This is a genomic window from Sedimentibacter sp. B4 (assembly GCF_000309315.1).
GTDB classification, from domain to species: domain Bacteria; phylum Bacillota; class Clostridia; order Tissierellales; family Sedimentibacteraceae; genus Sedimentibacter; species Sedimentibacter saalensis.
Window position 1 is genome coordinate 1 of the sequence record NZ_CANG01000908.1, and the last position, 24,326, is coordinate 24,326.

25 protein-coding genes and 1 riboswitch are annotated in these 24,326 nt (G+C 36.5%); of the genes, 18 read left to right on the plus strand and 7 right to left on the minus strand.

Features of this window, described 5'->3' with window-relative positions; genetic code table 11:
- Positions 1-227 precede the first annotated feature (227 nt).
- The 8 genes from BN358_RS14920 to BN358_RS14955 all read left to right on the plus strand — a co-directional run bounded on the left by BN358_RS14920 (position 228) and on the right by BN358_RS14955 (position 7,190).
- A complete protein-coding gene (locus BN358_RS14920; protein WP_019229349.1) occupies positions 228-1,205 on the plus strand; it encodes a YafY family protein in 978 nt (325 codons plus the stop codon).
- Between the two features lie 238 nt (positions 1,206-1,443).
- Positions 1,444-1,905 carry a hypothetical protein gene (locus BN358_RS14925; protein WP_019229350.1) on the plus strand — a complete coding sequence of 154 codons (462 nt, stop codon included), beginning with the start codon at positions 1,444-1,446 and terminating at the stop codon, positions 1,903-1,905.
- Positions 1,892-2,563, plus strand: coding sequence for an accessory gene regulator ArgB-like protein (locus BN358_RS14930; protein WP_019229351.1), 672 nt, complete (start codon positions 1,892-1,894; stop codon positions 2,561-2,563). Before BN358_RS14925 ends, BN358_RS14930 begins: the two co-directional genes overlap by 14 nt.
- Entirely contained in the window at positions 2,560-2,697 is a 138-nt protein-coding gene (locus BN358_RS14935; RefSeq protein ID WP_019229352.1) for a cyclic lactone autoinducer peptide, read from the plus strand. The genes BN358_RS14930 and BN358_RS14935 overlap by 4 nt, the downstream gene beginning before the upstream one ends.
- Positions 2,698-2,748: 51 nt before the next feature.
- Positions 2,749-4,446, plus strand: a complete 1,698-nt coding sequence (locus tag BN358_RS14940) for a diguanylate cyclase (protein WP_019229353.1) — start codon at positions 2,749-2,751, stop codon at positions 4,444-4,446.
- A gap of 131 nt (positions 4,447-4,577) precedes the next feature.
- Positions 4,578-4,907 carry a tRNA-binding protein gene (locus BN358_RS14945; protein ID WP_019229354.1) on the plus strand — a complete coding sequence of 110 codons (330 nt, stop codon included), beginning with the start codon at positions 4,578-4,580 and terminating at the stop codon, positions 4,905-4,907.
- Between the two features lie 212 nt (positions 4,908-5,119).
- On the plus strand, positions 5,120-5,902 hold the full coding sequence (locus BN358_RS14950) for a C40 family peptidase (protein ID WP_019229355.1): 783 nt from the start codon (positions 5,120-5,122) through the stop codon (positions 5,900-5,902).
- 100 nt (positions 5,903-6,002) lie between these two features.
- The gene (locus tag BN358_RS14955) at positions 6,003-7,190 is read left to right on the plus strand and encodes a DHHA1 domain-containing protein (RefSeq protein ID WP_019229356.1); all 1,188 of its coding nucleotides are present in this window, start codon (positions 6,003-6,005) and stop codon (positions 7,188-7,190) included.
- Between the two features lie 87 nt (positions 7,191-7,277).
- Here the strand turns inward: BN358_RS14955 and BN358_RS14960 are convergent, their stop codons facing one another.
- Positions 7,278-8,762, minus strand: a complete 1,485-nt coding sequence (locus tag BN358_RS14960; RefSeq protein ID WP_019229357.1) for a DUF1846 domain-containing protein — start codon at positions 8,760-8,762, stop codon at positions 7,278-7,280.
- A gap of 222 nt (positions 8,763-8,984) precedes the next feature.
- Between BN358_RS14960 and BN358_RS22470 the strand changes: the two genes are divergently transcribed.
- The 5 genes from BN358_RS22470 (at position 8,985) to BN358_RS14985 (ending at position 11,884) form a co-directional block, all read left to right on the plus strand.
- Positions 8,985-9,485: a flavodoxin gene (locus BN358_RS22470; protein ID WP_019229358.1), complete on the plus strand. Its 501-nt coding sequence runs from the start codon at positions 8,985-8,987 to the stop codon at positions 9,483-9,485.
- Positions 9,486-9,520: 35 nt separating this feature from the next.
- On the plus strand, positions 9,521-10,237 hold the full coding sequence (locus BN358_RS14970; protein ID WP_019229359.1) for an HD domain-containing protein: 717 nt from the start codon (positions 9,521-9,523) through the stop codon (positions 10,235-10,237).
- 87 nt (positions 10,238-10,324) lie between these two features.
- Positions 10,325-10,846 (plus strand): N-acetyltransferase, encoded by a 522-nt coding sequence (locus BN358_RS14975; RefSeq protein WP_019229360.1) that lies wholly within the window; start codon positions 10,325-10,327, stop codon positions 10,844-10,846.
- Positions 10,847-10,899: 53 nt separating this feature from the next.
- Positions 10,900-11,358 (plus strand): HD domain-containing protein, encoded by a 459-nt coding sequence (locus BN358_RS14980; RefSeq protein WP_157593544.1) that lies wholly within the window; start codon positions 10,900-10,902, stop codon positions 11,356-11,358.
- A 25-nt stretch (positions 11,359-11,383) separates the two neighbouring features.
- A complete protein-coding gene (locus BN358_RS14985; protein ID WP_019229362.1) occupies positions 11,384-11,884 on the plus strand; it encodes a macro domain-containing protein in 501 nt (166 codons plus the stop codon).
- A 231-nt stretch (positions 11,885-12,115) separates the two neighbouring features.
- Here BN358_RS14985 and BN358_RS14990 read toward each other — a convergent pair whose 3' ends face one another.
- From BN358_RS14990 to BN358_RS15015, 6 genes are all read right to left on the minus strand, one after another.
- Positions 12,116-12,862 carry a hypothetical protein gene (locus tag BN358_RS14990; RefSeq protein ID WP_019229364.1) on the minus strand — a complete coding sequence of 249 codons (747 nt, stop codon included), beginning with the start codon at positions 12,860-12,862 and terminating at the stop codon, positions 12,116-12,118.
- Between the two features lie 20 nt (positions 12,863-12,882).
- The gene (locus BN358_RS14995; protein WP_019229365.1) at positions 12,883-13,989 is read right to left on the minus strand and encodes an ABC transporter substrate-binding protein; all 1,107 of its coding nucleotides are present in this window, start codon (positions 13,987-13,989) and stop codon (positions 12,883-12,885) included.
- Positions 13,986-14,822 carry an ABC transporter ATP-binding protein gene (locus BN358_RS15000; protein ID WP_232233340.1) on the minus strand — a complete coding sequence of 279 codons (837 nt, stop codon included), beginning with the start codon at positions 14,820-14,822 and terminating at the stop codon, positions 13,986-13,988. The genes BN358_RS14995 and BN358_RS15000 overlap by 4 nt, the downstream gene beginning before the upstream one ends.
- Positions 14,822-15,829 carry an iron ABC transporter permease gene (locus BN358_RS15005; RefSeq protein ID WP_019229367.1) on the minus strand — a complete coding sequence of 336 codons (1,008 nt, stop codon included), beginning with the start codon at positions 15,827-15,829 and terminating at the stop codon, positions 14,822-14,824. Before BN358_RS15005 ends, BN358_RS15000 begins: the two co-directional genes overlap by 1 nt.
- 24 nt (positions 15,830-15,853) lie before the next feature.
- Complete coding sequence (locus tag BN358_RS15010; RefSeq protein ID WP_019229368.1) at positions 15,854-16,624, minus strand: Ig-like domain-containing protein; 771 nt, start codon at positions 16,622-16,624, stop codon at positions 15,854-15,856.
- A 195-nt stretch (positions 16,625-16,819) separates the two neighbouring features.
- A complete protein-coding gene (locus BN358_RS15015; protein ID WP_019229369.1) occupies positions 16,820-17,833 on the minus strand; it encodes an S-layer homology domain-containing protein in 1,014 nt (337 codons plus the stop codon).
- 88 nt (positions 17,834-17,921) lie between these two features.
- Positions 17,922-18,038: riboswitch (molybdenum cofactor riboswitch) on the minus strand.
- Positions 18,039-18,188: 150 nt separating this feature from the next.
- On the opposite strand from BN358_RS15015, the gene BN358_RS22475 reads away from it, so the two are divergent.
- The 5 genes from BN358_RS22475 to BN358_RS15040 all read left to right on the plus strand — a co-directional run bounded on the left by BN358_RS22475 (position 18,189) and on the right by BN358_RS15040 (position 24,312).
- The gene (locus BN358_RS22475; protein ID WP_019229370.1) at positions 18,189-20,789 is read left to right on the plus strand and encodes an FAD-dependent oxidoreductase; all 2,601 of its coding nucleotides are present in this window, start codon (positions 18,189-18,191) and stop codon (positions 20,787-20,789) included.
- Positions 20,790-20,800: 11 nt separating this feature from the next.
- Positions 20,801-21,292, plus strand: coding sequence for an NUDIX domain-containing protein (locus tag BN358_RS15025; protein WP_019229371.1), 492 nt, complete (start codon positions 20,801-20,803; stop codon positions 21,290-21,292).
- 153 nt (positions 21,293-21,445) lie between these two features.
- Positions 21,446-23,401 carry a sigma-54-dependent Fis family transcriptional regulator gene (locus tag BN358_RS15030; RefSeq protein WP_019229372.1) on the plus strand — a complete coding sequence of 652 codons (1,956 nt, stop codon included), beginning with the start codon at positions 21,446-21,448 and terminating at the stop codon, positions 23,399-23,401.
- A gap of 234 nt (positions 23,402-23,635) precedes the next feature.
- Entirely contained in the window at positions 23,636-23,938 is a 303-nt protein-coding gene (locus BN358_RS15035) for a DUF6506 family protein (RefSeq protein WP_019229373.1), read from the plus strand.
- Between the two features lie 26 nt (positions 23,939-23,964).
- Positions 23,965-24,312, plus strand: coding sequence for a Lin0512 family protein (locus BN358_RS15040; RefSeq protein WP_255346911.1), 348 nt, complete (start codon positions 23,965-23,967; stop codon positions 24,310-24,312).
- Positions 24,313-24,326: the final 14 nt, after the last annotated feature.

A 24,326-nucleotide genomic window follows, 5' to 3' on the forward strand; every position in this document is an offset into this window, starting at 1 on the left:
AAATTATTTAATATTATTGTATACTTAGTAAGACTATTATATAATAATTGTATTATCATTATGTGTTTTGACTAATTTCATCATTTTAATATGCAACAAAATAAAATTTATAAAATTATAAAATTATATAAAATACAGCCGATAAATTAAATGCCGGGGTAGGCAGGTATTTATGAAATATTGTTGTAAAAGTACAATTAAATATTAACATTGTATCGGGGGGTAAAATGTCTAAATTATCAAATCAAAAATTAAAGCTGATGTATTTGTTGAAAATTCTTTTCGAAAAAACTGACTCAGAACATTCTTTAACAGTTCCAGATCTTATAAACGAACTAAAAAAATACGACATAAATGCAGAAAGAAAAAGCATTTACAACGATATTGATTCCTTAAAAAGCTACGGAATTGATATTTTGTGCAAAAAATCAAAGACTTACAGCTACTATGTCGGGGACAGAACTTTTGAACTGGCAGAGCTTAAACTTCTTGCAGATGCTGTGGCATCGTCTAAATTTATCACTGAAAGAAAATCTAGAGACCTCATAAGGAAAATAAGCAGCCTAGCCAGTAATTACGAGGCTTTGCAGCTTAAACGACAGGTTTATGTGGCAGACAGAGTAAAAACCATGAATGAAAAAATTTACTGCAATGTTGACAGAATACATCTTGCTGTTGCAACCCACAGGCAAATTTCCTTCAAGTACTTTGAATATACAGTTGACAAGAAAAAAAGATACAGAAACAATGGTGAAAGATATACAGCAAGTCCCTATGCCCTCACATTGTATGATGAAAATTACTACCTGATTGCTAATTGTGAAAAACATGATAGAGTTTCTCACTTTCGTGTGGACAAGATGGAAGACATTGAAGTTCTGGAAATAGCAGTAGAACAAGGAGATCATATAAATTTTGGAGATCATGCAAAAAAAGTGTTTGGTATGTTTGGAGGAGAGGAAGTAACTTTGGAAGCATTGTTTGATAATTCTCTGCTTGGTGTTGTAATTGACCGCTTTGGTGAAAAAACAATAATACGCAAATACGACCAGGAAAGCTTCATGGCAATTGTAAGAGTTCAAATAAGTCCTCCTTTTCTGGGGTGGATATTTCAGTTCGGCAACAAGGTTAAAATTCTTTCACCTGGCAATGTAAAGGACAAACTGGTAGAATACTGCAGAGAAGTTGAAGGCAGTTATTGCTGAGATGATTTTAGATTTAATTGCTGTGGAGCTGTTTAGTTTTTAATTGTTATTTTGAAGTTTTTCCTTGAAATTACATTATTATTATCGGTCAAAGGAAATAATTGTTAATAAAGCATTTTTTACCTAATTAATTGTAATTATTTTGAAAAAACATTGTATTTATCGACACTAAATGCTATAATTTTTACGAAACATAATAAAAATTAGATTAAAAATATGATTCAACTTGGAGAATTTTATGCTTCAGCAACCTATATATTCACTGTTTATCAGAATAATTCCTGAAACATTTTTAGTTATGTATGCAATTTGTCTTTTATCTGATTCAGAAGTTGATTTAAAAAAAGTATTAATATCCGGTGTAATTGGAGGTGTCGGAATTTATTTTGTACGATTTTTGCCAATTCATTTCGGAGTACATACAATTATAGCTATTTTGTTTGATATTGCATTGGCTGTTAAATTGAATAATATTGAGATACATAAAGCAATTAAAGCTACTTTGACATCAGTAATATTGTTGTTTTCTTCAGATATAATTCTGGTTGTTGTCTACAATTCACTTAATTTTACATCAGCATTGTCTGGACAAACATTGTTATCGGTAATAGCAGGTATTCCTTCAATGATATTCTATTACTTGATTGTAGTTATGATTATTAATTTTAAAAGCAAGAGGATTAAAAATGAACTGGATTGATAATGTTTCTAAATCCTTTGCTTCAATTGTTTCATCAAATTTATCCCTTGGACAAGACCAGGAAGAGGTTATTGCCTACGGAGCGTTTGCACTAATTCAGACTGTATTGTCTATTTTTGCAATTGTAGCTTTTGGTCTTTTGTTAGGGGTTTTTGCTGAATCTATGATTATTTCATTTGCAGCGGCAATTTTAAGGAAGTTTTCAGGCGGAGTCCATGCAACTAAACCATTGAACTGTGCTGTTATTGGAATGATTATATTTTGTGTTCTTGGTCTTTTGGTAAAATATCTGATGATTAATATTGAATTTGTATATTTAATTGGATTAATGGCATTAGAATTTGCTTTTGTTTTCTATGTTATGATTAAATACAGTCCTGTTGGCAGTGCCAACAAACCGTTAAAAAATCCAGATAAAAGAAAACGTCTTAAAAAGCAGTCTTTGATGTTTACTTTAAGCATGTTGGCCGTAAACATAGTTTTAACATATGCCTATGTACTTACAAATAACATAAAATTTTTAACAGTTGCCGTATGTATATCCACAGGTATTTTATGGCAATCTATAACTTTGGTATCTCTGGGACACATAATTATAGAATCTTTAGATACGTTTATGGGGGGTACGACTATACTAAATAGGAGGGCGAACAAATGAAAAAAGGTCTAGTATTGAAGGTTATGACTTTAGCAGCTGTAATGTTGTCATTTTTAGCTACAACAACTACTGCTTCAGCTTGCTGGTGGGGAATGTATCAGCCAGAAGAACCTAAATCATTAAGAGAAGAATAAAAAGGGGTCTTATGACCCCTTTTTATTGGACATGCAAAGCAGGTGATAAAAATGATGCAAATTGACATAAATAGAAAACAAAAATTATATGACATGTTGTCTGTATTAAAGCTCATTTCTCTTTTGATATGTGGTATTGTTATATTTACACAATTTCCAGAAAACCTTTATATGATGTCGTGGGTTAGCAATACAATTGGAAATAACATTGTTGCGTTGAACTTCATAGGTTTTGGAATTTTTGTTCTCATATGTGAGGGATGGCTGCACAGTTTTAAAAAAGATCAGATAGAACAAGTGTATAATATAAGCAGCCTCATAGAAAGTGTAGTTTTTATGGCCATTTATACAGGACTGATTTGTATATCAGGATTCCATGAAAGCCAGTACAAATTCCTGTATTTATTTATAATAATTGCAAATACAATTCAATATGGCTTCAAAACTGGCATAACAACTGCAGTCATAAGCTCTGTTGCTATTTTGATAATAGATTTACTGGGGTATAAAACCGGTGTTAACAAATATTTTGAAGCAGATTTGGTGCTGTCAGGAGTTTTTGTTATAATGGCATGGCTTTTGGGGTATTATGTGAAACTTGAAAACCAGCACAGGGAAAATACATTGCATTTGGCAAATATTGACGAGTTGACCGGCGTATATAACCACAGATATTTCCAAAATTCATTGTCTGAGCATATTCACGAAGCAGACAAGTCAAATAAGGTACTGGGGCTTTTATTCATTGATATTGACCACTTCAAATATTACAATGATCTTTATGGCCATAGTGCAGGAGATGTGGTGCTGAATAAGTTCGGAGAAATATTCAAAAAAAATGTAAGAGAAAATGATGTGATTGCAAGATACGGCGGTGAAGAATTTGCAATTATTTTGCCGGATACCTGCGAGGAAGAAGCTGTTGAAATAGGAAACAGATTAAGAGATGCTGTAGAAAACACACATTTTGAAGGTGAGGAAAATCAACCTAGCGGAAATTTGACTATTTCCATAGGTGTTTCATGTTATCCCATAAAGGCTAAAAACAAAAAAGAACTAATCAATACTGCTGATGATGCTTTGTACAGGGCAAAGTTTTTCAATAAAAACAGAGTTGAAAGCTATTATTCAGTGTTGGAAGAATTGAAAGAGGATATTGACGAAAAACATATTGATTTAATAAGTTCCATAAAGACTCTAATAAGTGTTATCAATGCAAAGGACCGTTACACATATGCTCACACAGACAGAGTAGTTATTTACTGCGAGCTTATGGCAAACCATCTCAATCTTTCTGACAATGACAGAAAGACATTGAGGTATGGAGCGTATCTACATGATATAGGAAAAATTCAAATAAGCAAGGATGTATTAAACAAAATAGGCGTGCTTACAGATGAAGAGTGGAATCTGCTCAAGACACATCCTGAAAACGGAGCACAGATTGTAAGGACTGTTACTGCTCTAAGTGAAGTGCTGCCTCTTATATTGCACCATCATGAATGGTATGACGGAACAGGATATCCTAAAGGATTAAATGGAGATGAAATACCTTATCTTGTGAGGATATTAAGTGTGGCTGACAGTTTTGATGCCATGACTTCAAACAGGCCATATCACAAGAGAAAAACCTATGAGCAGGCAGTTGAGGAACTGATAAGATGCAGTTCATCGCAGTTTGATCCAGACATGGTTCAAGAGTTTATTAGAATGCTTGATAATAATAGAAATATGCTTGATCTAAACTAAAATAATATTAAACGTCCTAAAGGCGTTTATTTTTTTATCTATGTAACGATGCGTGTATATGTGTAAAAAAGAATATGAAAGCAAATATAATGTGATATAATAATAAGAAAACATTGGACAATGGAGGGTATATGGCTACATTTGATGATTTTAGTAAAATAGATATTCGTGTGGGAGAAATAATCAAGGCTGAGTTTTTCGAGAAAGCAAGAAAACCAGCTTACAAGCTATGGATTGATTTTGGAGATGAAATAGGAGTTAAAAAATCTAGTGCACAGATAACTGATTTTTACAGCGCAGAAGATTTAATAGGATGTCAGGTGCTTGGAGTTGTAAATTTCCCTCAAAGGCAAATAGCAGATTTTATTTCGGAGGTACTTGTACTTGGTACATATTCAAAGGGAGGGGTAGTTCTTATACAGCCTGAAAGAACCGTTGAGAAAGGTGATAAACTGGGATAAGATTAGGAGAAAATGATATTTGCATTGACAAATTCTCCTTTTTTTGATAAAATAATTGAAGTTATACGTTTTCAATGTCGAAATATCTTACTTTAAAATTTTTAAGACTATTTAGATTCAGTATAATTTTAAGAAATTTTGGCAATGGAAATTCAATCCGGATAAATTAGAAAAGGGAGTACTATTCATTTCTTCTGAATAGCAGGTAAATTATGAACAATTTTAGGAAAACGATTATCATTGCGGGAATAACGTCTATAATGCTATGTACAACAGCATTTGCAACAGAAATTAATGCTGTTGATATAGATACACAGGAAAACATTCAAGCAGAAGTCATAAATGAAGAAAATAAAGTTCAATCAGTAGAAATTCAAGTACCTGAAATTCAGGAAACAACTCCTCAAGAACCTATTCAACAGGGAAAAGTTACTGTAAATATACTTAATGTAAGAAGCGGTCCTTCAACAGAAACAGAAATATTAGGGAAACTTTCTTTAGGAAGCACATTCAATATAAAAACTCTCAGCAACGGCTGGTATGAAATAGAATACAACTCTGCAACAGCCTATGTCTTTGCTGAATATGTGAAAATAATAGATAAATCTACTGAATCACCTTCAGGAAGCAATGTGGTAGATTACGCAAAACAGTTCATCGGCACTCCTTATGTGGCAGGAGGAAGTTCACCCAGCGGCTTTGACTGCTCCGGTTATGTAAAATATGTAATGGCTAATTTCGGTATTGACATGCCAAGAATTTCTACTGATCAGTATTCAATAGGAGTAAGAGTTGAAAAGTCTGAGCTTATGCCGGGAGACTTGGTTTTCTTCAAGTATTCATCAACTTCATATAATCTGAATCACGTTGGAATTTATGTTGGAGATGGAAACTTCATACATTCTCCAATACCTGGACAAACTGTAAAACTTGACACATTGTCATCAGGATATTTTTCTAAATATTACTATGGAGCAACAAGAGTTATAAAATAAAACTGCGGCATGTGCCGCTTTTTTGTTGCGTAGTTGTTGTTCATTTATTTATGAAAATGTGTTATATTAATAATATAATAATTTGTTAACAGGAGACAAGATGAAGACAAGCGAAAAAATTTATCAGGAAAATTCCTACCTTACTGAACTTGAAGCAGAAGTTATAAGCTGTATTAAAAAAGATGATTTTTATGAAGCAATACTTGACAAAACAATATTTTATCCTCACATGTCCGGAGGACAGCCAAAGGATGAAGGAACAATAAACAACATTGATGTATGTGATGTGCAGGAACTTGGCGATGAAATTGTACACATTCTGAAGGATGAAATAAGCGGCAAAGTTAAACTTAACATAAATTTCAGCAAAAGATTTGACTATATGCAGCAGCATACAGGACAGCATATTCTTTCATATGCTATTTCTCACTTGTTCGGCGGAAACACTGTGGGATTTCATTTGAGCGATAATTATACAACAATAGATCTGGACATATCACTCACTGAAGATATGATTGAACAGGCGGAACAATTGTGCAACAAAATCATTTATGATAATAAAATTGTTGTTGCTAAAAATTATTCCTATGAAGAAGCAATGAAGCTTGATCTACGAAAAGATCCTCTGAAACTCGATGTTTTGAGAATAATTGAAATCCAGGACTGCGACATTTCAGCATGCGGTGGAACTCATGTGAGAAATGCAGGAGAAATAGGAATTATAAAGGTTACAAAGACTGAAAAATACAAGCAGGGAACAAGAGTGGAATTCCTTTGCGGGAAAAGGGCACTTGGTGACTACATAATTAAAAACAGAAATATTTCAGCTCTGTCATCCATTTTGACCTGCAGGGCAGACATGATCATGGATAATTTTGAAAAAATTATTAATGAAAACAAGCAATTAAAAAAAGATGTGAACAATCTCAAGAACAGTATCAATGAATATAAGGCAAGAGATTTAAAAACAAATGCCATAGAGAAGGAAAATTTAAAGTATATATTTTCAGCGTCAGATGAGGATGTAAAGGACTTAAGATATATTTGCTCAAAGATAACTGAGGATGAAAACTATGTGGCAGTAATGGTTTCTGAAGCTGATACTGGATGCAGCCTTGTAATAGGTCAGTCAAAAAACATGAATTATGATATTAAGAATATATTTGAAAAGTGCAGAGTTATTATGAATGGAAAGGGAGGAGGAAACAACTTCCTTCTTCAGTGCACGGGAGATAAGTCAAACGGGGCAGAGTGCCTGAAAATTGCAAAAGATATACTCTTTAAATAATGAATCTCAAACCAAAACAACCATGGGCGGACAAGATTCGCCATACGTCCGAAGTTAAAAAATCCCAAGCAATGCTTGGGATTTTTTTTAATGTTTATGGTATATGCAATTGGATTCGTATTTAGGCTCACAAGTTAGATGAACTCCAAGTTTCTTGAATATTTGCTCATCAACAGATGAAAGAAGCACTGTTGAATGAACTTCACAGCCTTTTAAATTAGGAAGCTGTTCAAGTGCCAGTCTTGCTTCAGGGTTGTTTGCAGCGCTCACAGAAAGTGCAATCAATATTTCATCTGTATGAAGTCTTGGATTGCAGCTTCCCAGAAAAGAAGTCTTCAATGTTTGAATAGGTTCTATTGCTTCAGGAGAAACAAGGTGAACTTCATCATCAATTCCGCTAAGAGTTTTTATGGCATTTAAAAGAGCTCCTGCTGAAGCTCCAAGCAAATCTGAAGTCTTGCCTGTTACAATCTGACCGTCATGAAGTTCTATGGAAACTGCCGGATAATCTGTTTCTTCTTCACGCTTGAGTGCAGGTTCAACAACTCTGCGGTCACTTTCCGAAACTCCCGCTTGTTTCATGAGAAGTTCCAATTTGTAAAGAACATCTCTTGAGCAGCGTCCTCTTTTTATGTCGCAAAGGCCCTGGTAGTATCTTCTTATGATCTCCTGTTTTGAAGCATCTTTGCACACCTGGTCGTCAGTGATGCAGTTTCCTGCCATATTAACGCCCATGTCTGTTGGTGACTTATAAGGGCTCTTGTCAAAAATACTTTCAAATATTGCATTTAATACAGGGAATATTTCAATATCTCTGTTGTAATTCACTGTAGGATTGCCGTATGCTTCCAGATGGAACGGGTCAATCATGTTAACATCGTTAAGGTCTGCTGTTGCTGCTTCGTATGCTATGTTAACCGGATGGTGAAGAGGCAGGTTCCAGATAGGGAAAGTTTCAAACTTTGCGTATCCAGCCTTCACACCGCGCTTGTTTTCATGGTAAAGCTGTGAAAGACATGTTGCCATCTTTCCGCTTCCAGGCCCTGGAGCTGTTACAACAACCAATGGTCTTTCAGTTTCGATATAATCATTTTTGCCATAGCCTTCATCGCTTACAATGAGTTTAATGTTGCTTGGGTATCCTTCTATTTTGTAATGAAGATATGATTTGATGTCTAGTTCATGAAGCTTGCGGCGGAACTGTTTTGTTGCAGCGCCTTCTGTGTATTGAGTTATAACAACACTTCCCACAAAAAATCCCATGTTGCGGAATGCATCTATAAGACGAAAAACATCATCGTCATAAGTAATTCCCAAATCTCCTCGGATTTTGTTGCTTTCTATTGCATCGGCATTTATGGCAATGATAATTTCTGTCTGGTCTTTGAGCTGAGACAGCATTTTCAGCTTGCTGTCCGGCAGAAAGCCCGGAAGCACTCTTGATGCATGGTAATCGTCAAATAATTTCCCGCCGAATTCAAGATAAAGCTTATTGTCAAAATGTGCAATTCTTTCTTTAATGTGTTCAGATTGCATATTTAAGTATTTATTGTTGTCAAATCCAATTTTCATAAATAAGTTCTCCTCGTTTTATACATGAAGAAGAGTATATCATTAACAGTATATATTTTCAACAATTAAAACTAAAATATTCTTAGCAAATATTTAAGAATTTAAGCCTTTTTGTTGACAAGAAAGAAATTAGAGATAATAATAGAATAGGATACAATATTTTACAGCTATTGCAATGCAGAAGGAAATGTTGATACAGTCTCAATATAATGGAGGAGAGCAATGAAGAATTTAGTTGTTTATTACACCTTAAGCGGCAATACTGAAGCTGTGGCAAAGGAAATATCAAATTTGTCCGGAGGAGAGCTTAAAAAAATTGAACTGGTTAAGGAACCGGAAGCAGCAGGCTTTGCATGGGCAGCATTTTCATCAATACTTGGACTTAAAGGCAAAATCAAAAGCACGGATTTGAATGATGACGGCTATGACAATATTTTTATTGGAGGCCAGGTGTGGGCAGGTCACAGTTCAACTCCCTTAAATTCCATCCTTCACAGCATGAATTTTAAAAATAAGAATGTTTATATATTCCTGACGCTGGCAGATGAAAAGGAACCAACATCAGTTATTAAATCAATGACTGAGCGCATTGAAAGAAAAGGCGGAAATTTTGCTGATGTTTTTTATGTTCAGTCGAAGATGAAGGAAGTGCTCAAACAGGAAGAATTAAATCAGCCCTTGAAGGAATGGCTTTCAAAGAACAATGTCCTTCAGTCCATTTAAAATAAAAGAATAAAAAAAATTAACGGAGTGATAAAATGATACATAAAGCTATTGAATTTGCAGCGAAAGCTCACAGAAACCAGGTAAGGAAAGGCTCAGATGCTCCTTACATAGTGCATCCCTTTGAGGTAGCACACATACTCACAGAAAACAAATGCAGCAAAAATCTCATAATTGCTGGACTCCTCCATGACACTGTGGAAGACACTCATGTTGAAATAGACGACATTGAAAGAGAATTTGGAAGTGAAGTTGCAGCCATTGTAGCTGCTTGTTCAGAAGATAAGTCAAAATCATGGGAAGTAAGAAAGCAGCACACAATTGATTACCTTGGAAGAGAAGCTGATATGGATGTTATGCTTTTGTCTCTGGCCGACAAGCTTTCAAATTTAAGAAGCATTAAGGCAGATTATGCTGTTATGCAGGAAGAAGTATGGACCCGTTTTAACAGACCAAAGGAAAAACAAAGCTGGTACTACGGAGAACTTCTTGATGTTTTTGAACCGTTGTTTGACTATGAAATGTACTGGGAATTTACAGACATTTATGCTGATTTGTTTGCAACGTACTATATTGACAAAAACAAGGAGCTTATTGTTAAGACAAACGAGCACGACTATTACGGTTACAGCAGAGAAATGTGCAAATGGGTACGTGATGACAAGCTGAAAGCACTCATAGACAACAAGGAAGTTTCTAAAATTGAAAAGGATTATGCAGTGGCTCTTGTGAAGCAGTGGAATGAAGAATAATTTGTTTCGATGCAGATTGTTCATGGTGTTTTTTAGAACCGCTAACTATGATACCGCCACGAAAACTAGTATAATTATGAGGGTAATATGGAAATCAGTATTGATTTAAAAAACGGATATAAAGTAAAAACTATTAATGAAAAAGACAACATTAATCAGGTATATGGACTGTGCAAGAGATGCTCAGACTATTACCTTCTCCATGACGGAACATATCCGGATTATGAGGATGCAGTGGAAATTTTCACATCTCTTCCTCCAAACAACACTTACGAGGATAAATTTGTTGTTGGAATTTTTAGTGCTGAAAATGAACTTTCAGGACTTATAGAAGTTGTGAGAAATTATCCTGAACCTGATTCATGGATAATCGGACTCATGTTCATAGATCCTGAAAAAAGGAAAACTGGTCTGGGCAGGATGTCACATGATGCAGTTAAAAATCTAGCAATAAATTCAGGAGCAAAAATGCTTAGGCTTGGTGCAGTAGAGGAAAACACTAACGGTGTAATGTTCTGGTCATCTCTTGGTTATAAAAAAGTTAAGGAAGCAAAAAGGGATTACAAGAAAAAAACACACAATCTCTACACAATGGTCATGGATTTGTAATTCATAAATCGGCAGGTGATAAATTGAATAATGTAAGCAAAATAATGAAAAAGATGATTGAATATTTTGAAAAAGACGCAGTAAGAATCAACCACGCACTGAAGGTGTATGCCTATGCCAAAAGCATAGGAGAACTTGAGAAAATTTCAAAGGAAGAACAGGAAGTTCTTGAAATTTCATCAATTTTGCACGACATTGGAATAAAGGAAAGCGAAAGAAAATATTCTTCTTCGGCAGGAATTTACCAGGAAATTGAAGGACCACCTGCTGCAAGGGAAATCATGGCTAAATTCAATTTAAGCGAAGACATAAAAGAAAGAATTGAGTTTTTAATAGGCAATCACCATACATACAGCAAAATAGACGGAATTGATTTTCAAATACTTGTGGAAGCAGATTTTCTGGTAAACATTTTTGAAGAAAATATACAAAAAGAACAGATAGAGATAATTGAGCAAAAGTATTTCAGGACAAAGACGGGTAAAAGTTTTTTAAACAACATATACCAGTAATGCTATAAGCATAAGGGGGGAACACATGCCATTTGAAATTATCAGAAGTGATATTACTAAAATGAATGTTGATGTTATAGTAAATGCAGCTAACACAAGGCTTAAAATGGGCGGTGGTGTATGCGGCGCAATTTTTAATGCTGCTGGAATGGAAGAACTGCAAAAGGAATGCGACTCCATAGGCGGCTGTGATGTTGGTGAAGCTGTTATTACAAAAGGACATGCACTTCCTGCAAAATATATTATCCATACAGTGGGCCCCATATGGCAAGGTGGAAACTTCAGCGAAGAAAAGCATTTAAGAGACTGTTATTTAAATTCTCTTAATCTTGCAAAGGAGCATAATCTCCAATCCATTGCTTTTCCTCTGATTTCATCGGGCATTTATGGTTATCCAAAGGACAAGGCATTAAATGTTGCCATGGCAGCAATCCAGGAATTTCTCCTTGAAAATGACATGACTGTCTACCTTGCGGTGTTTGACAAAAAAGCCCTTGATTTAAGCGAAAAGTTGTCAAGTCAATAAAATGTTATCCTCTTATTAACAAATGAATGGTAAAAATGAAAATACATTCAGGAAAATCAAGGACATGATTGAGCTAAAGAAGTCAAAATACGCATGGGACTTCATATTCCTTGGTGCCAACATAGATGCGGCTGAAACTGCTCTAAACCTTGGAATTGATGAAGAACGTGCAGCAAATTGAAGGACAATGTTATGGATAAAAATCAAACGGACGAGTAGTCCGCTTGATTTTTAATATTTTTTAAGCTGTTCCTTTATGCATGTGTTCCATGAGGCTGCACCTGTTTGTTCTTCTTTTGCTGAATACACAAGCAGTACCTTGCTGTAATCAAGAAAAACTGCCTTTACCTTTTCTCCGAGATTTATGTTTTCACTTTCTCCAAGAACTTGTCCATCTATGCTCTGAACCTTGTCTATGTCAGAATTTTCTAGTATTTGTTTAACAGTCAGCGTATTTCCCGGAATAGGAAATTTCATTTTTCCTTTAATACGCCCGTCATTGCCGGTGAGGCGCAGACCTACTCCTGCCAGCGCACCTATTATGCCGCCGCCTGTTCCTCCATGCTCGGAAAGATGAATGCCGAGTTCATGGGCAGTCTTGTAAGCAATTTGTTTGTTAAGAATTTCTTTTTTTGCTTTTCTTCCGTAATTCATGAGGATTTCTTTGTCTTTAATCTTATCATATTCTGCAATGCAAAGTCCTGGGTCTGAACCCTCTGCAGTTTCGGTTTCAAGAAAATTCACAGCAAAGTTTTTCAAATCTTCGAATATTTCATTGGTATGGTCTATTACAAAGCACATGGCACTGTTGTGTGACGTGTAAGGTATGTCAGGATGAAAATACAGCTGGTGTCTTGTAATGTACGTGCACCTGCCCCAGCCTTTCTCTTCGATTTTTTCGATCATTATGCTGGCAAGTTCTCCTGTTCCTCTTGTTTCCAAATTATCCGTGTCGTCGATGCATACAAAAGTTTTCATATAATTCTCCCTTCATTGAACTAATTAGTTCTCAATTCTCTCATATCTTTTCCGTTTAATATTTGCGTCACTTCATCAGAGCTTAATTCAATATTGAAAAAGTCTCGATAATAGACCTGTGTAACTTTTTTCATATCAATATGTTCAAAGTACTGAGGGTACAAGAGATTTGATGTCCACAGGATGGCCAGAGGTGTTTCAATTGAGCCCGGATGACCCCAGCGCGATACTCCGTTAGGTATCTGATATACATCCTTATTCTTTACCGCTCTGAGTGAAGACCACTGGTCGTTGGTTAAAATGTACTCTGGTACGCCGGATTCATTTGCTATGATTATATCCGGATTCCAAACATAGATTTGTTCCAGTGTGGCGTATGTCTTGTCACCTGAAATTTCAAGCTCACCACTGGTGGATACGTTAATGGCTCCCGTAATTTCCATCCAGTCGTCCTGAAAGCTTCCAGCAGCGTCGGTTCTCACTGCTTCGTTTACAGAATGATAAACGGACACCCTTTCTTCTTCAGGTATTGAAGAAGTGATTTTTTGTGTGCTGTCGATTACATTGTTGTAGTAATCAATATATTTCTGAGCTCTTTCGCCTTCGCCGAGAACCATGCCCATAATTGAAATTGTTTCAAGCTGTTCTTTCATTGTAAAGTAATCAATGACAACATAGGGAATGTGCAGGTTGTCAAGCTTTTCTGTCACACTTTTATTAAGAGCGGTGTCAGTTTTCAGAAAAACCACATCCGGATCGCATGCAAGAAGTTCTTCTATGTTTATTGTTCCTGTGCTGAATGGTACAGGAAGATCTTTTATGTGAGGATACATCTGTGTCAGGACCTTGTCTCTTTTCAAGCCGTCAACAACTGCCACAATATCATCGCCTCTTCCCAAAAGCGCTGCAACGTGTCCGGTGTAGGCGTAACCGCATGCTATTTTTTTAACTGGTGATTGGATTTCAACCTTCCTGTCAAAGCAGTCAACAACAGTGATGGTGCTTGTTTCCTCTGCCTGTGTCTGAACTGGTGCTTCAGTTTTTGCCTGTTCCTTTGAAGAACATCCCTGAAGCAAAGCAAAAGACAAAATAAATACAGCCATGCTGATTTTCAGTCTTAGTTTCATTTTATTCCTCCTTGATTTTCTTTTATTAAGGATATGGGAACAACCTGCCTGATCGAAGTCATTTCATCAAGTCTGAAATCAAGAACCTTGGAGTTTATGTTGTATGTGGTTACAATGTTTTGTTCATTCAGCACATCGTATGGTTTTCCCGTTTCTTCGAAAATTCCGTTATTCATAAGAACAACTGTGGTTGGAGCATGATTTGTTTCAAAATAATAAGCATGGTTTGGAAAGTGAGTTGCCATCAGTATGGAAATGTTGTGCTTCTTCACCAGATCTGCCACGGTTTCCAACACAACAAGCTCATTTTTAAAGTCCAGATGTGAAGTGGGCTCATCCATTACTATTATTTCCGGCTGCTGGGCAAGAGCCCGGGCAATCATAACAAGCTGGCACTGTCCGCCGCTGATTTGAGTGTAGGGAACATCTGCCAGTTCTGATATTCCCACTTTTTCCAAAGCATCCATTGCAATTTTTTTGTCTTCTTCAGAAGGAGAAGTAAAAATCGAAGTTTTATGAGCCCTTCCCATCAAGACTATTTCCTTGACCTTGTATGGAAATGAGCGTTCATGAGTTTGAGGAACGTAAGCCATTTTTTCAGCCAGCTTGTTTTCTCTTAATTCTCTTAAGTTCGTATCTCCAATCAATACATTGCCTTCATTTAATTTTAAAATTCCAAGCACGCAGTCCAAAAGAGTTGTTTTACCGCAGCCGTTAGGCCCAAGAACGCAGAATACTTCGCCTTTTCGGATTTTGAAACTGATATTGTTAAATACTTTTTTGCTGCCGTAACTGAAGGAAGCATTGCTGACCTGTACTGTACATTTATCCATTACCATGAACCTCCCTTGGTCTTTTTCAAAAGATATATGAAAAACGGCCCTCCAACCAATGATGTAAGAATTCCTATGGGAATTTCACCGCTGATCAGAGTTCTTGAAATGTTGTCTATTATTATCAAAAATGAAGCACCCAAAGCACAGCTTACTGGTATGAGCGAGTTGTTGTCATTTCCCACAATCATGCGTCCTACATGAGGAATTATCAGTCCTACCCAGCCTATGTTTCCGCTTACACAAACGGCTCCGGCAGTTGAAAGTGTGGCAAAAATAATTGCTGCAAGTTTGTTGATACTTGAGCTAATGCCCAATGTATGAGCTTCCCTGTCTCCCATGGACAAGACGTTGATTCTCCAGCGCATGAGTATGAGTCCGGCTATTCCAAAAATCATCGGAGGAGCTCCAATCAAAATGTCCTGTGCACTAGCTGAAGCAAAACTTCCCATGAGCCAGAACGTGATGGCAGGAAGTTCGTTCAATGGGTCTGCCATGTATTTTACCAGCGATATGAGGGCAGAAAAAATTGATGAAACAACAGTTCCTCCCAAAACAAGCATTATTGTTGGAGTTGTGTTGTAAATTCTTCCGATGGTATAACTTAAAAATACAGCAATTCCTCCGAACATCAATGCAAATATGTATACAAACGGAGAAGACCGTGCAAAAAGTAATATTGCCAATGCTGCTCCAAAACCTGAGCCTGAACTCACCCCGAGCATCCCTGAATTAACAAGAGGGTTGTGAAACAATCCCTGAAAAGCAGCTCCGCTTACAGCAAGAGAAGCTCCTGCAAGTGCAGAAAGCAAGGCTCTCGGCATCCTTATGTTCCATATAATTGTGGCGTATGTGTCATTAAAGGAAGAAGATGCTGCAAAGGGGTAGGCTAATATTCCCGGTATTTCTTTTAGTGGAATGGGATACCTGCCGTTAAAAAGAGTCAGGAATATCAATACAAACGGTGACATGAAAATTAATATATAAATGAATTTGTTTTTCTTCATGATTATCTCTTTTTGATTTTTTTGTTAAACAATAAATGCTGAAGCAGCAAGCATAAGGACAATGAGTGCAAAAATCAATCCGAAATTTTTTAGTTCTTCAGTAGCTTCATTTTCTTTCGTTGATGAGTTTTCCTCACTAGATTGATTGTCATCTTCCGGAGCATTTGCTTCTAAAACTTCTTCCGTGATGGATTCTTCCAATGCAGCATCTTCTTTCGCCGGAGATTCTTCAGCCTTTACTTCTGCTGTACTTTCTTCTGTTGCTTCAGTTTGCTGTGGTGTAGTTGAAACTTCTTCGGTCGCTTTAACAGGCTGCTCTGTATTTTTTGTTTCAGGAACTTCCTGAGCAACTGATGATATTGTTGAAAAGGAAACATAGACTGTTTCCCCAAGTTTACTTCCATTTTTAGCAAGCATGTCAGGAGATATTTCCACAGTGTAAGTGGTGTTTTCTTTTAAGTTATCAACGGGATCAATATATAATTCTCTTTTTTTGTCTGGTTCTACTTGGTCATCTGGAAAAATAAGTTCAGATGGAACCACTTGTCCATGTTCATCTTTAAGGATGATGCATTTTAAATTGTTTTCCTTAACAGTTAAATTCACAACATTTTTATTGAATATAAGCTTTATGTTTGAATCAGGCTCAACATCCACAGCTGAATTTTGCGGAATGGAATCCTCAAGACAGAATTCAACTTTCTTTCCTTCATCAGCATTTATGGTTTCTGCACCTGCAGTTACACAGGAAGCCATAATCATTGCCATCAATAAAGGTAATAACTTTATTTTCATAATTTTCTCCTGTAATGTACGCAAAATGTAATGCAAAAAATATAAAAAAACATATTAGTTTTAATCTGAGGGCAGACGAGACCATGTTGCAAGGAGACGCGACTTCCGTACAACATCCTTGTGAATTATCCGGGGAGGATATCTTTGTCTAAAAGGCTGCCCTCAATATAACAAAATATGTTTTGTTACCAATAATTATTTAACGGTAAAACTGATTGTTTTTTCTTCTCCAAAAGTATTTCCGTTGTTTGCTTTAAGATCAGTACCTATTACTATGTTGACAGTCTTTCCTGACTTAAGTGCTGCAGTCGGTTTTATGAATATGAAAGATTTTTCTGCATCTGAGTTTTCAATGCGGAAAACTTCACTTGATATGATTTGTCCCTTGTTGTCCTTAAGGCTTATTTGTGTCTGGTTGTTTTCCCAGTATTCACGAACTACACCGCGGTCAAAGACAAGCTTGATAATAATCTCATCACTTGGATTTCCTTCTTCAAACGTTCCTGTTTCAACTGACTGATTGTTTTCAATTGTTACGAAGGAAGCTCCCAAAAAGTTCAAGGGAGCAACTCCGTTTCCTTTTTCCTCAGTTGCTGTAGGCGCTTCAACAGCTGGTTCAGGACTGTTTTTTGTTTTTTCAAGCATAGTCACTGCATCAGAACCTGTCATATATTCAAATGGTTTAATTTTATTTTTGCCTTCCAGAAATCCTTCACTTACAAACGCTTCAATTTCTTTTTCAGCCCAGGACGGAACTTCCCCTGCATCTTTGAAAAGAAGCATTTTTTCAGGCTGCTTTGTGGTGTCAAAATTCATGATTCTTGAAATCATTATGTAAGCTTCAACGTTTGTAACTTGTTTTTCAGGATCAAACATGTTATTATCTCTTCCAAGAACATATCCTGCGCCGAATGCCTTTGAAATTTCTTTGTAGTATGAAGATTCAGGTTTAACATCCTTGAAGCTGATTTCCTTTTGTTCTTTAAAATCAAAATATGAATTGATTAAAGCAACAAGTTCGCCTCGAGTAAGGTTCGAATCCGGATTAAATATTTCACCTTCATGAATTTTTCCCCAACCCTTGTCCATCCAGTTTAACTGGGTATTTTCAGCTGAAGTTATTTCCTCTGCAAAACCCGGAAAAGTGAAAACAAACATCATGATAAGTATTGCTGATAAACTGATAAATGATAATTTTGCCCTATTCATTTCATCCTCCTGTTGTCTTAAAAATTCGGGCATAAAAAAACATCTTTCCCGGGAAAGATGCAATTGTAGATTTAATAGTACAAAAATTACGCCTGCAATTAATTCTACTTTCCAACGGGAGGCATAGACGTTTCCAGCTATACCCTAACGAATTGCATCCATGGCTTGCGCTTTAGGAAAATCAATTTCGTAAAATTAAAGACAAATATTTAATTAACAATATAGTAACATTTATTTGTGAATATGTAAACAATAATTTTAATAACTTCGCAATTATCAAAAAATAATTTCATTAAAGGTTTATTATTTTAAATGCAAGGTATAAATATAGTAAGGCATCAAAAGGGGTGATTTAATGAAAAAAATCGTTCGAGGAGTAGTTATCTTTGCAATTACTATAGCTTTTGCTTTTCTTTTATATTCCATATATGAAATTTATCTGAAGGAACAAATAGAAGATACGGGAGAGGTTGTGGAGTCTGATGATCAGGAACCACAGACTCAAATTGACATGGTCATTGATTACTTTCCTGTTTTGAAGGATACAAAGTATACTTACATTACAGCAGAAAATGATGAAGTTTATGAAATGACCATAGATTATACAAGTGAAGACATGATGCAGTTAAGAACAAAATATGCTGATGAAGTGAATATTTCAGTAATTCAGGTTTTAGACAATAAGGCCGTGCTGAAATTATCACAGGAAGAAAGTTATTTCAGAAAAAATCTCATGACCTATCCAGGTAATATGGAAATTCTTATGATGGGTCCACTTGAAGAAGGAAGACATTGGTCTGTAAACGGAGGAGGCGTCAGAACAATTACTTCAACAACTGCAATGGTTTCTACTCCAATCGAGATGTACAATGCAGTAGAGGTTACGACTGTATGGGATAATAAAAAGACTGTTGATTATTACGCCAAGGGTGTGGGGCTTGTGAAATCTATTGTTATAAGCGAGGAAGCTTTATCTGATTTTAAAGATAATGCAAAAATAACTCAAAAGACTTATTACTTAAGTGAAATTAAAAGGAACTTCAAACTGACTGAAGAAATCAATTTTTATTTTCCTGACCTAAAAGATATGAAAATAAGAAATGTATCAGAAAATATAGAATTCAGTACAAATGATATAACAGAGGAAGTGTTTACTTCTGCCTACTATGATGTTGTTATCGGTAATGTGAGGGTGCTTCCAAAAAACAGCCGCATTAACAAGCTTGACATGGGTATGGACAGTACACTTCACATTGACTTAAGCAGGGAATTTCTCAGCGGCATGAATGTTGAGGCCATGCATGAAGGAATGGTTCTTCAGAGCATAACAAATACTTTTGGGAGATTTTTCGGGACGGACCAGGTACGGTTCACTGTTGACAACGAGGATTACAAGTCTTCAAACATAAAGCTTAGGCAGAAGCCAATGAAGGTTGACTTTGTAAGGTATCCTCTTTTTTATGATGTTGTTGTTTACGGAGGAACAGCTTCGGGGATAATGGCAGCAGTTTCTGCTTCAAGAGAAGGAAAGGATGTTGCTCTCATAGAACAGACATCTCACTTAGGCGGCATGGTTTCCGGGGGCTTAAGCTACACGGATCACGGAAACATAAAAGTAATAGGAGGAATGACAAAAGAATTTTTTGAATTGGCAGGAAGGCATTACAGTAAAAAAATAAGCTGGTTTTACGAACCACATGTTGCAGAACTGATTTTCAAAAAAATGCTGCAAGAAGAAAACATTCATGTTTATTTTAACAGTCTTCTAAAGGAAAAAGGAGGCGTGAAAAAAGACGGCTCTTCCTTAATAAGCATTGAAATGCTGGATGGTTTATTATTTTATGCTCAGAATTTCATCGACAGCACCTATGAAGGCGATCTCATGGCAAAATCAAGTGTATCATACACAGTGGGCAGGGAAAGCAATGATGTTTACCTGGAAAGTTTTGCAGGGGTTCTTCCTCCTCTTGGGAGAAATAATTTTTATTATAACCTAAAGGCTTTTGATAAAAATGAAACTTTATATGAAGAAATTTCCACCAGGCTTCCGGGTCCAGCGGGGAGCGGTGATGAGTTGGTGCAATCATACAATTACAGATTGTGCCTAACAAACAATCCAAACAACCAAGTTCCATTTTCAAAGCCTGAAAACTACAGAAGGGAAAGATATCTACTCGTTGCAGCCTGGCTTAACTTCTTAAAGGAAAGTGAAGGAAGAAGCATAAAATTTTCAGATATTATATTTTTCGGACCATTGCCTAACAACAAGTATGACATTAATAATTCAGGACCATTTTCCACAGATTACATAGGAGGAAGCTACCTGTACCCTGAAGCTGATTACCAGCAAAGAGAAACAATAAAAAAAGAACACAGGGAGTATATTCAAGGACTGTTGTATTTTGCTGCAAATGATGAAGCTGTACCGGCAGAACTTAGAGTTGATGCTAAGAAGTGGGGGTATGCAGGGGATGAATTTGTTGACAATGATTACTGGCCGTACCAGCTTTACATAAGAGAAGCAAGGCGGATGGTGGGCGATTTTGTTATGACGGAAAAAGATGTTCGCCGTGAAAAGTTAAAGGATGATGTTATAGGAATGGGTTCGTACAACATAGATTCTCACAACGTCCAAAGATATCTAACATTGGATGGCTATGTTCAAAACGAAGGAGAGCTGCAAATTCCTGTTACTCCCTATCAGATTCCATACAGGGTGATGATGCCTAAGATTTCTGAAGCAGATAATCTTATTGTTACGGTTTGCGTGTCTGCTAGCCACATTGCGTATTCATCACTGCGAATGGAGCCCCAATACATGATAATGGGTGAAGCCGCAGGAATTGCAGCTTCCATGGCAATTGACAAAGACACTGCTGTGCAGCATGTGGACACAGAAATGCTTAAACAAATTCTTATAGAAAACGGCACTATTCTTGAAGTGCCGGTTGATTAATGAGGTGGAAAATGAAATTCAGAAATATTGCAACAGCTTTTTTAATGAACAAAGATGATGTCTTGCTGATGGAAAGGTCAGAAACAAACAAGCGTATGCCAGGTTTCTGGTATGGGGTGGGCGGACATATTGAACCGGAAGAAATAAATGACCCTTATTCAGCAGTCTTAAGGGAAATTTATGAGGAAACAGGTTTGAAAAAAGACAATGTGGAAAATTTAAAACTTAAGTACATGCTTTTAAGAAGAGAAGGAGATGAAACGGTCATAAATTATCTGTATTTCGGAAGAACAAATACAAGGGCTATTTTGCAAAATGACGAAGGAACCCTTCACTGGATTCCAAAGGCAGAAGTAATGAACCGCAAGTTTATAGATGTATTGAAACTTGCCTTGGAGCATTACTTTAAAAATGAAAAAAATGATGATGTGATAGTAGGCGTTATGCAAAAAGAAAAAAATTCCGGTATAAAATGGAGCACTCTTATAAATATGGAGCAATAATGCTTTGATTCAGCTCCTGAAAATTCTTATATGCATAAGATATTGATGGCCTTGTCATAATTCAGAGTATGAAAACGATTGAACACAAAAGATAAATATGTTATCATTATACATCTAATCATAATCATCCAATAAAATAAAGGAGATGATAAATTGTTCAGTGAATTAAGGAAAAAATGGCAGTCATATGTGGAAGAGGGTGTCGTTCTTGAAAATATAAAAACCGATATCCTGGAATCATGGCAAAGGTGCGAAAAGCTCGGCGTTGATTATAAGTCGGGAAAAGGAACAAAGGTTGACGATCATGTGCTTGAAAAAAGCATATACAACAAAAGAGAAATGATAAGGCTCACCCGCCCCATCATGGAAAACGTTTATGAAATGGTTAAGGCCACAAGCTACAGCGTAGTGCTTACTGATGAAAAAGGTATAATTATAGATCTGATTATCAACAGCGATATAAAGGACATTCATGACACCATAAATTTTGTGAAGGGATCCCTGTGGGATGAAAAAAGCGTGGGCACCAATGCCATAGGAACATGCCTTGCTGCTGACAAACCCATACAGGTCCTGGGTCCTGAACATTACTGCGAATATCATCACCAGTGGACTTGTTCTGCTGCTCCCATACACAACAGCAAGGGGGAAGTAATCGGATGCTTTGACATTTCAGGCCGTGCAAAGGATGTGCAGACACATACATACGGCATTGCCGTTTCAAGCGCAAACTGCATTGAAAAACAGCTTATGATTGCCGAATCATACCATCTTATGGACACAACTTTCGACGCAATACTCGATGGTATAATGGTAGTTGACAGTTCACTTAATATAATGCGAATAAACAACAAAATCAAGGATCTTTTCCGCATGGAGGAAGAAGACATATTTAAGATTGACATAGGCAAAGTATTCAAAGGAATAGACATACAACACAATATTCTTGAAACCAAAAACAAAATGAGTTTTTCCGATTACACAATTTCAATAGGAGCAAAAAAAATAGAATGTTCATTGAACATTTCTCCCATAACTGTTGGCAATGAAGTTACAGGAGCCGTGATGCTCATGAAGGAAGCAAAGCAGGTGAGGAAGGAAGTAAGCAGGCTTGCAGGATTTTATGCAAACTATACATTTGACAGCATCGTTACAACAGATGTGAGAATGAATGAGCTAATCAGCACTGCCATAAAAATTTCCAAAACAAACTGTTCTGTATTAATTGAAGGGGAAAGCGGAACGGGCAAGGAACTTTATGCCCAGTCAATTCACAACGAAAGCAACAGAAGCAGCGGTCCGTTCATTGCAATCAACTGCTCTGCCATTCCAAAAGAACTTTTTGAAAGCGAGCTGTTCGGATATGAAAGCGGCTCATTCACGGGAGCAGTAAAGGGAGGAAGGCCTGGCAAGTTTGAACTTGCCAGCGGCGGAACGATTTTTCTCGATGAGATAGGAGAAGTGCCTCTTGAAGTACAGCCAAAACTTTTGAGGGTCCTGGATAACAATAAAATTGTTAGAATAGGCGGTTCTTTTGAAAGAGACCTGGATGTGAGAGTAATTTCGGCAACAAACCGAAACCTGATAGATGAAGTTTCAAAAGGATCATTCAGACAGGATTTGTATTTCAGGCTCAATGTAATCAACTTAAAAATACCACCATTGAGGCAAAGGAAGGACGACATCATTGAGCTTGCAAGGTATTTTTTGAATGGGCTCAATGAAGAAAATGATGGAATACATAAAAAATTCAGCCCATATTTTGAGGAAATGCTCATGAAGCACCAATGGTCTGGAAATGTAAGAGAACTGAAAAATGTTGTTCAAAGAGCATACTACATGTCTGACAAAGTTCTCATAAGCAGCGTTACATTCCCTAAAAGCACTGAAGCATCAAATGACTTCAAGGAACATGAAAAAGAGGCAAAGACCTATAACCTCAAGGATATTGAAAAGGAAAGCATATTAAAGGCGCTTTCAGCAAACAAGGGAAATATAATCATGGCTGCCAATGATTTGAATATTAGCAGGGCAACTATATACAGAAAAATAAAGATGTATTCCATTGACATGAACAACTCTTATAAATATGAAGCAGTCTCAAAATGAGACTGCTTGTTTTTTTGTAAATCAAGCTGTTGAAAATAAAATCATATCTCAAGGTGAGATTCATGTCTCAAATTGAGATTTTTTGTGAGACAGCAAACAGATAATATTATAAAAAAATTCTGGATAATGAGTAGAATACCTGAATTTCACCTATAAATTTATTTGCTTATAAAACTATAAACTTGGCACGATTTATGCTTATATATAGACAAATAAAAGAAAGGAGGAACATATATGCCTCTTAAAGGAGCGTTCATATTTATAGCACCACAAGGAGATCCGGAAGTTCATAAATCAGTTATAGATACTGGAGATGTTATTTTAACAACAGTGGGCGTAAACTCTTATGAAAAAGCTGTGGAGACAGCAAAGAAACTTGCTGATGAAGGAGTTTCAGCAATTGAACTGTGCGGAGGCTTCGGAAACAAAGGAACTTTTATGGTAAGCGAAGCAGTAAAAGGAAAATCGGTTGTGGGAGCAATAAGGTTTGACATTCATCCCGGCCTGGGCAATAAAAGCGGTGATGAATTTTTCTAGGGGGTGGTATTACGAAAAAGTTTGTAATTGAGTTTGGCATGGGAATTGATTTTCACGGACAGGATGTGACAAAGGCTGCTGTGAAGGCTTCAAAGGATGCCATTTCTAAAAGCTGCCTTATAGGACTCAATGAAGTGGTAGGATTTTCTCAGGACAACATTGATGAAAACGTATTTATTGATGTGACGGTGGCTGTATCAAGACCTGAAGAAGTGAATAAAAAAGAAGTTGAAAAATGTTTTCCTGTGGGGAAAATTACTGTCAATGCCGTAAAGGGAGGGCTTAAAACAGACGGCCTTTACTTTACAAGATTTGGTGACAGAGATGATTCAATAGAAGCTTGCATAGCTTGTGTAAAAGTAGGAATAAAATAACGATGGGAGGTAAT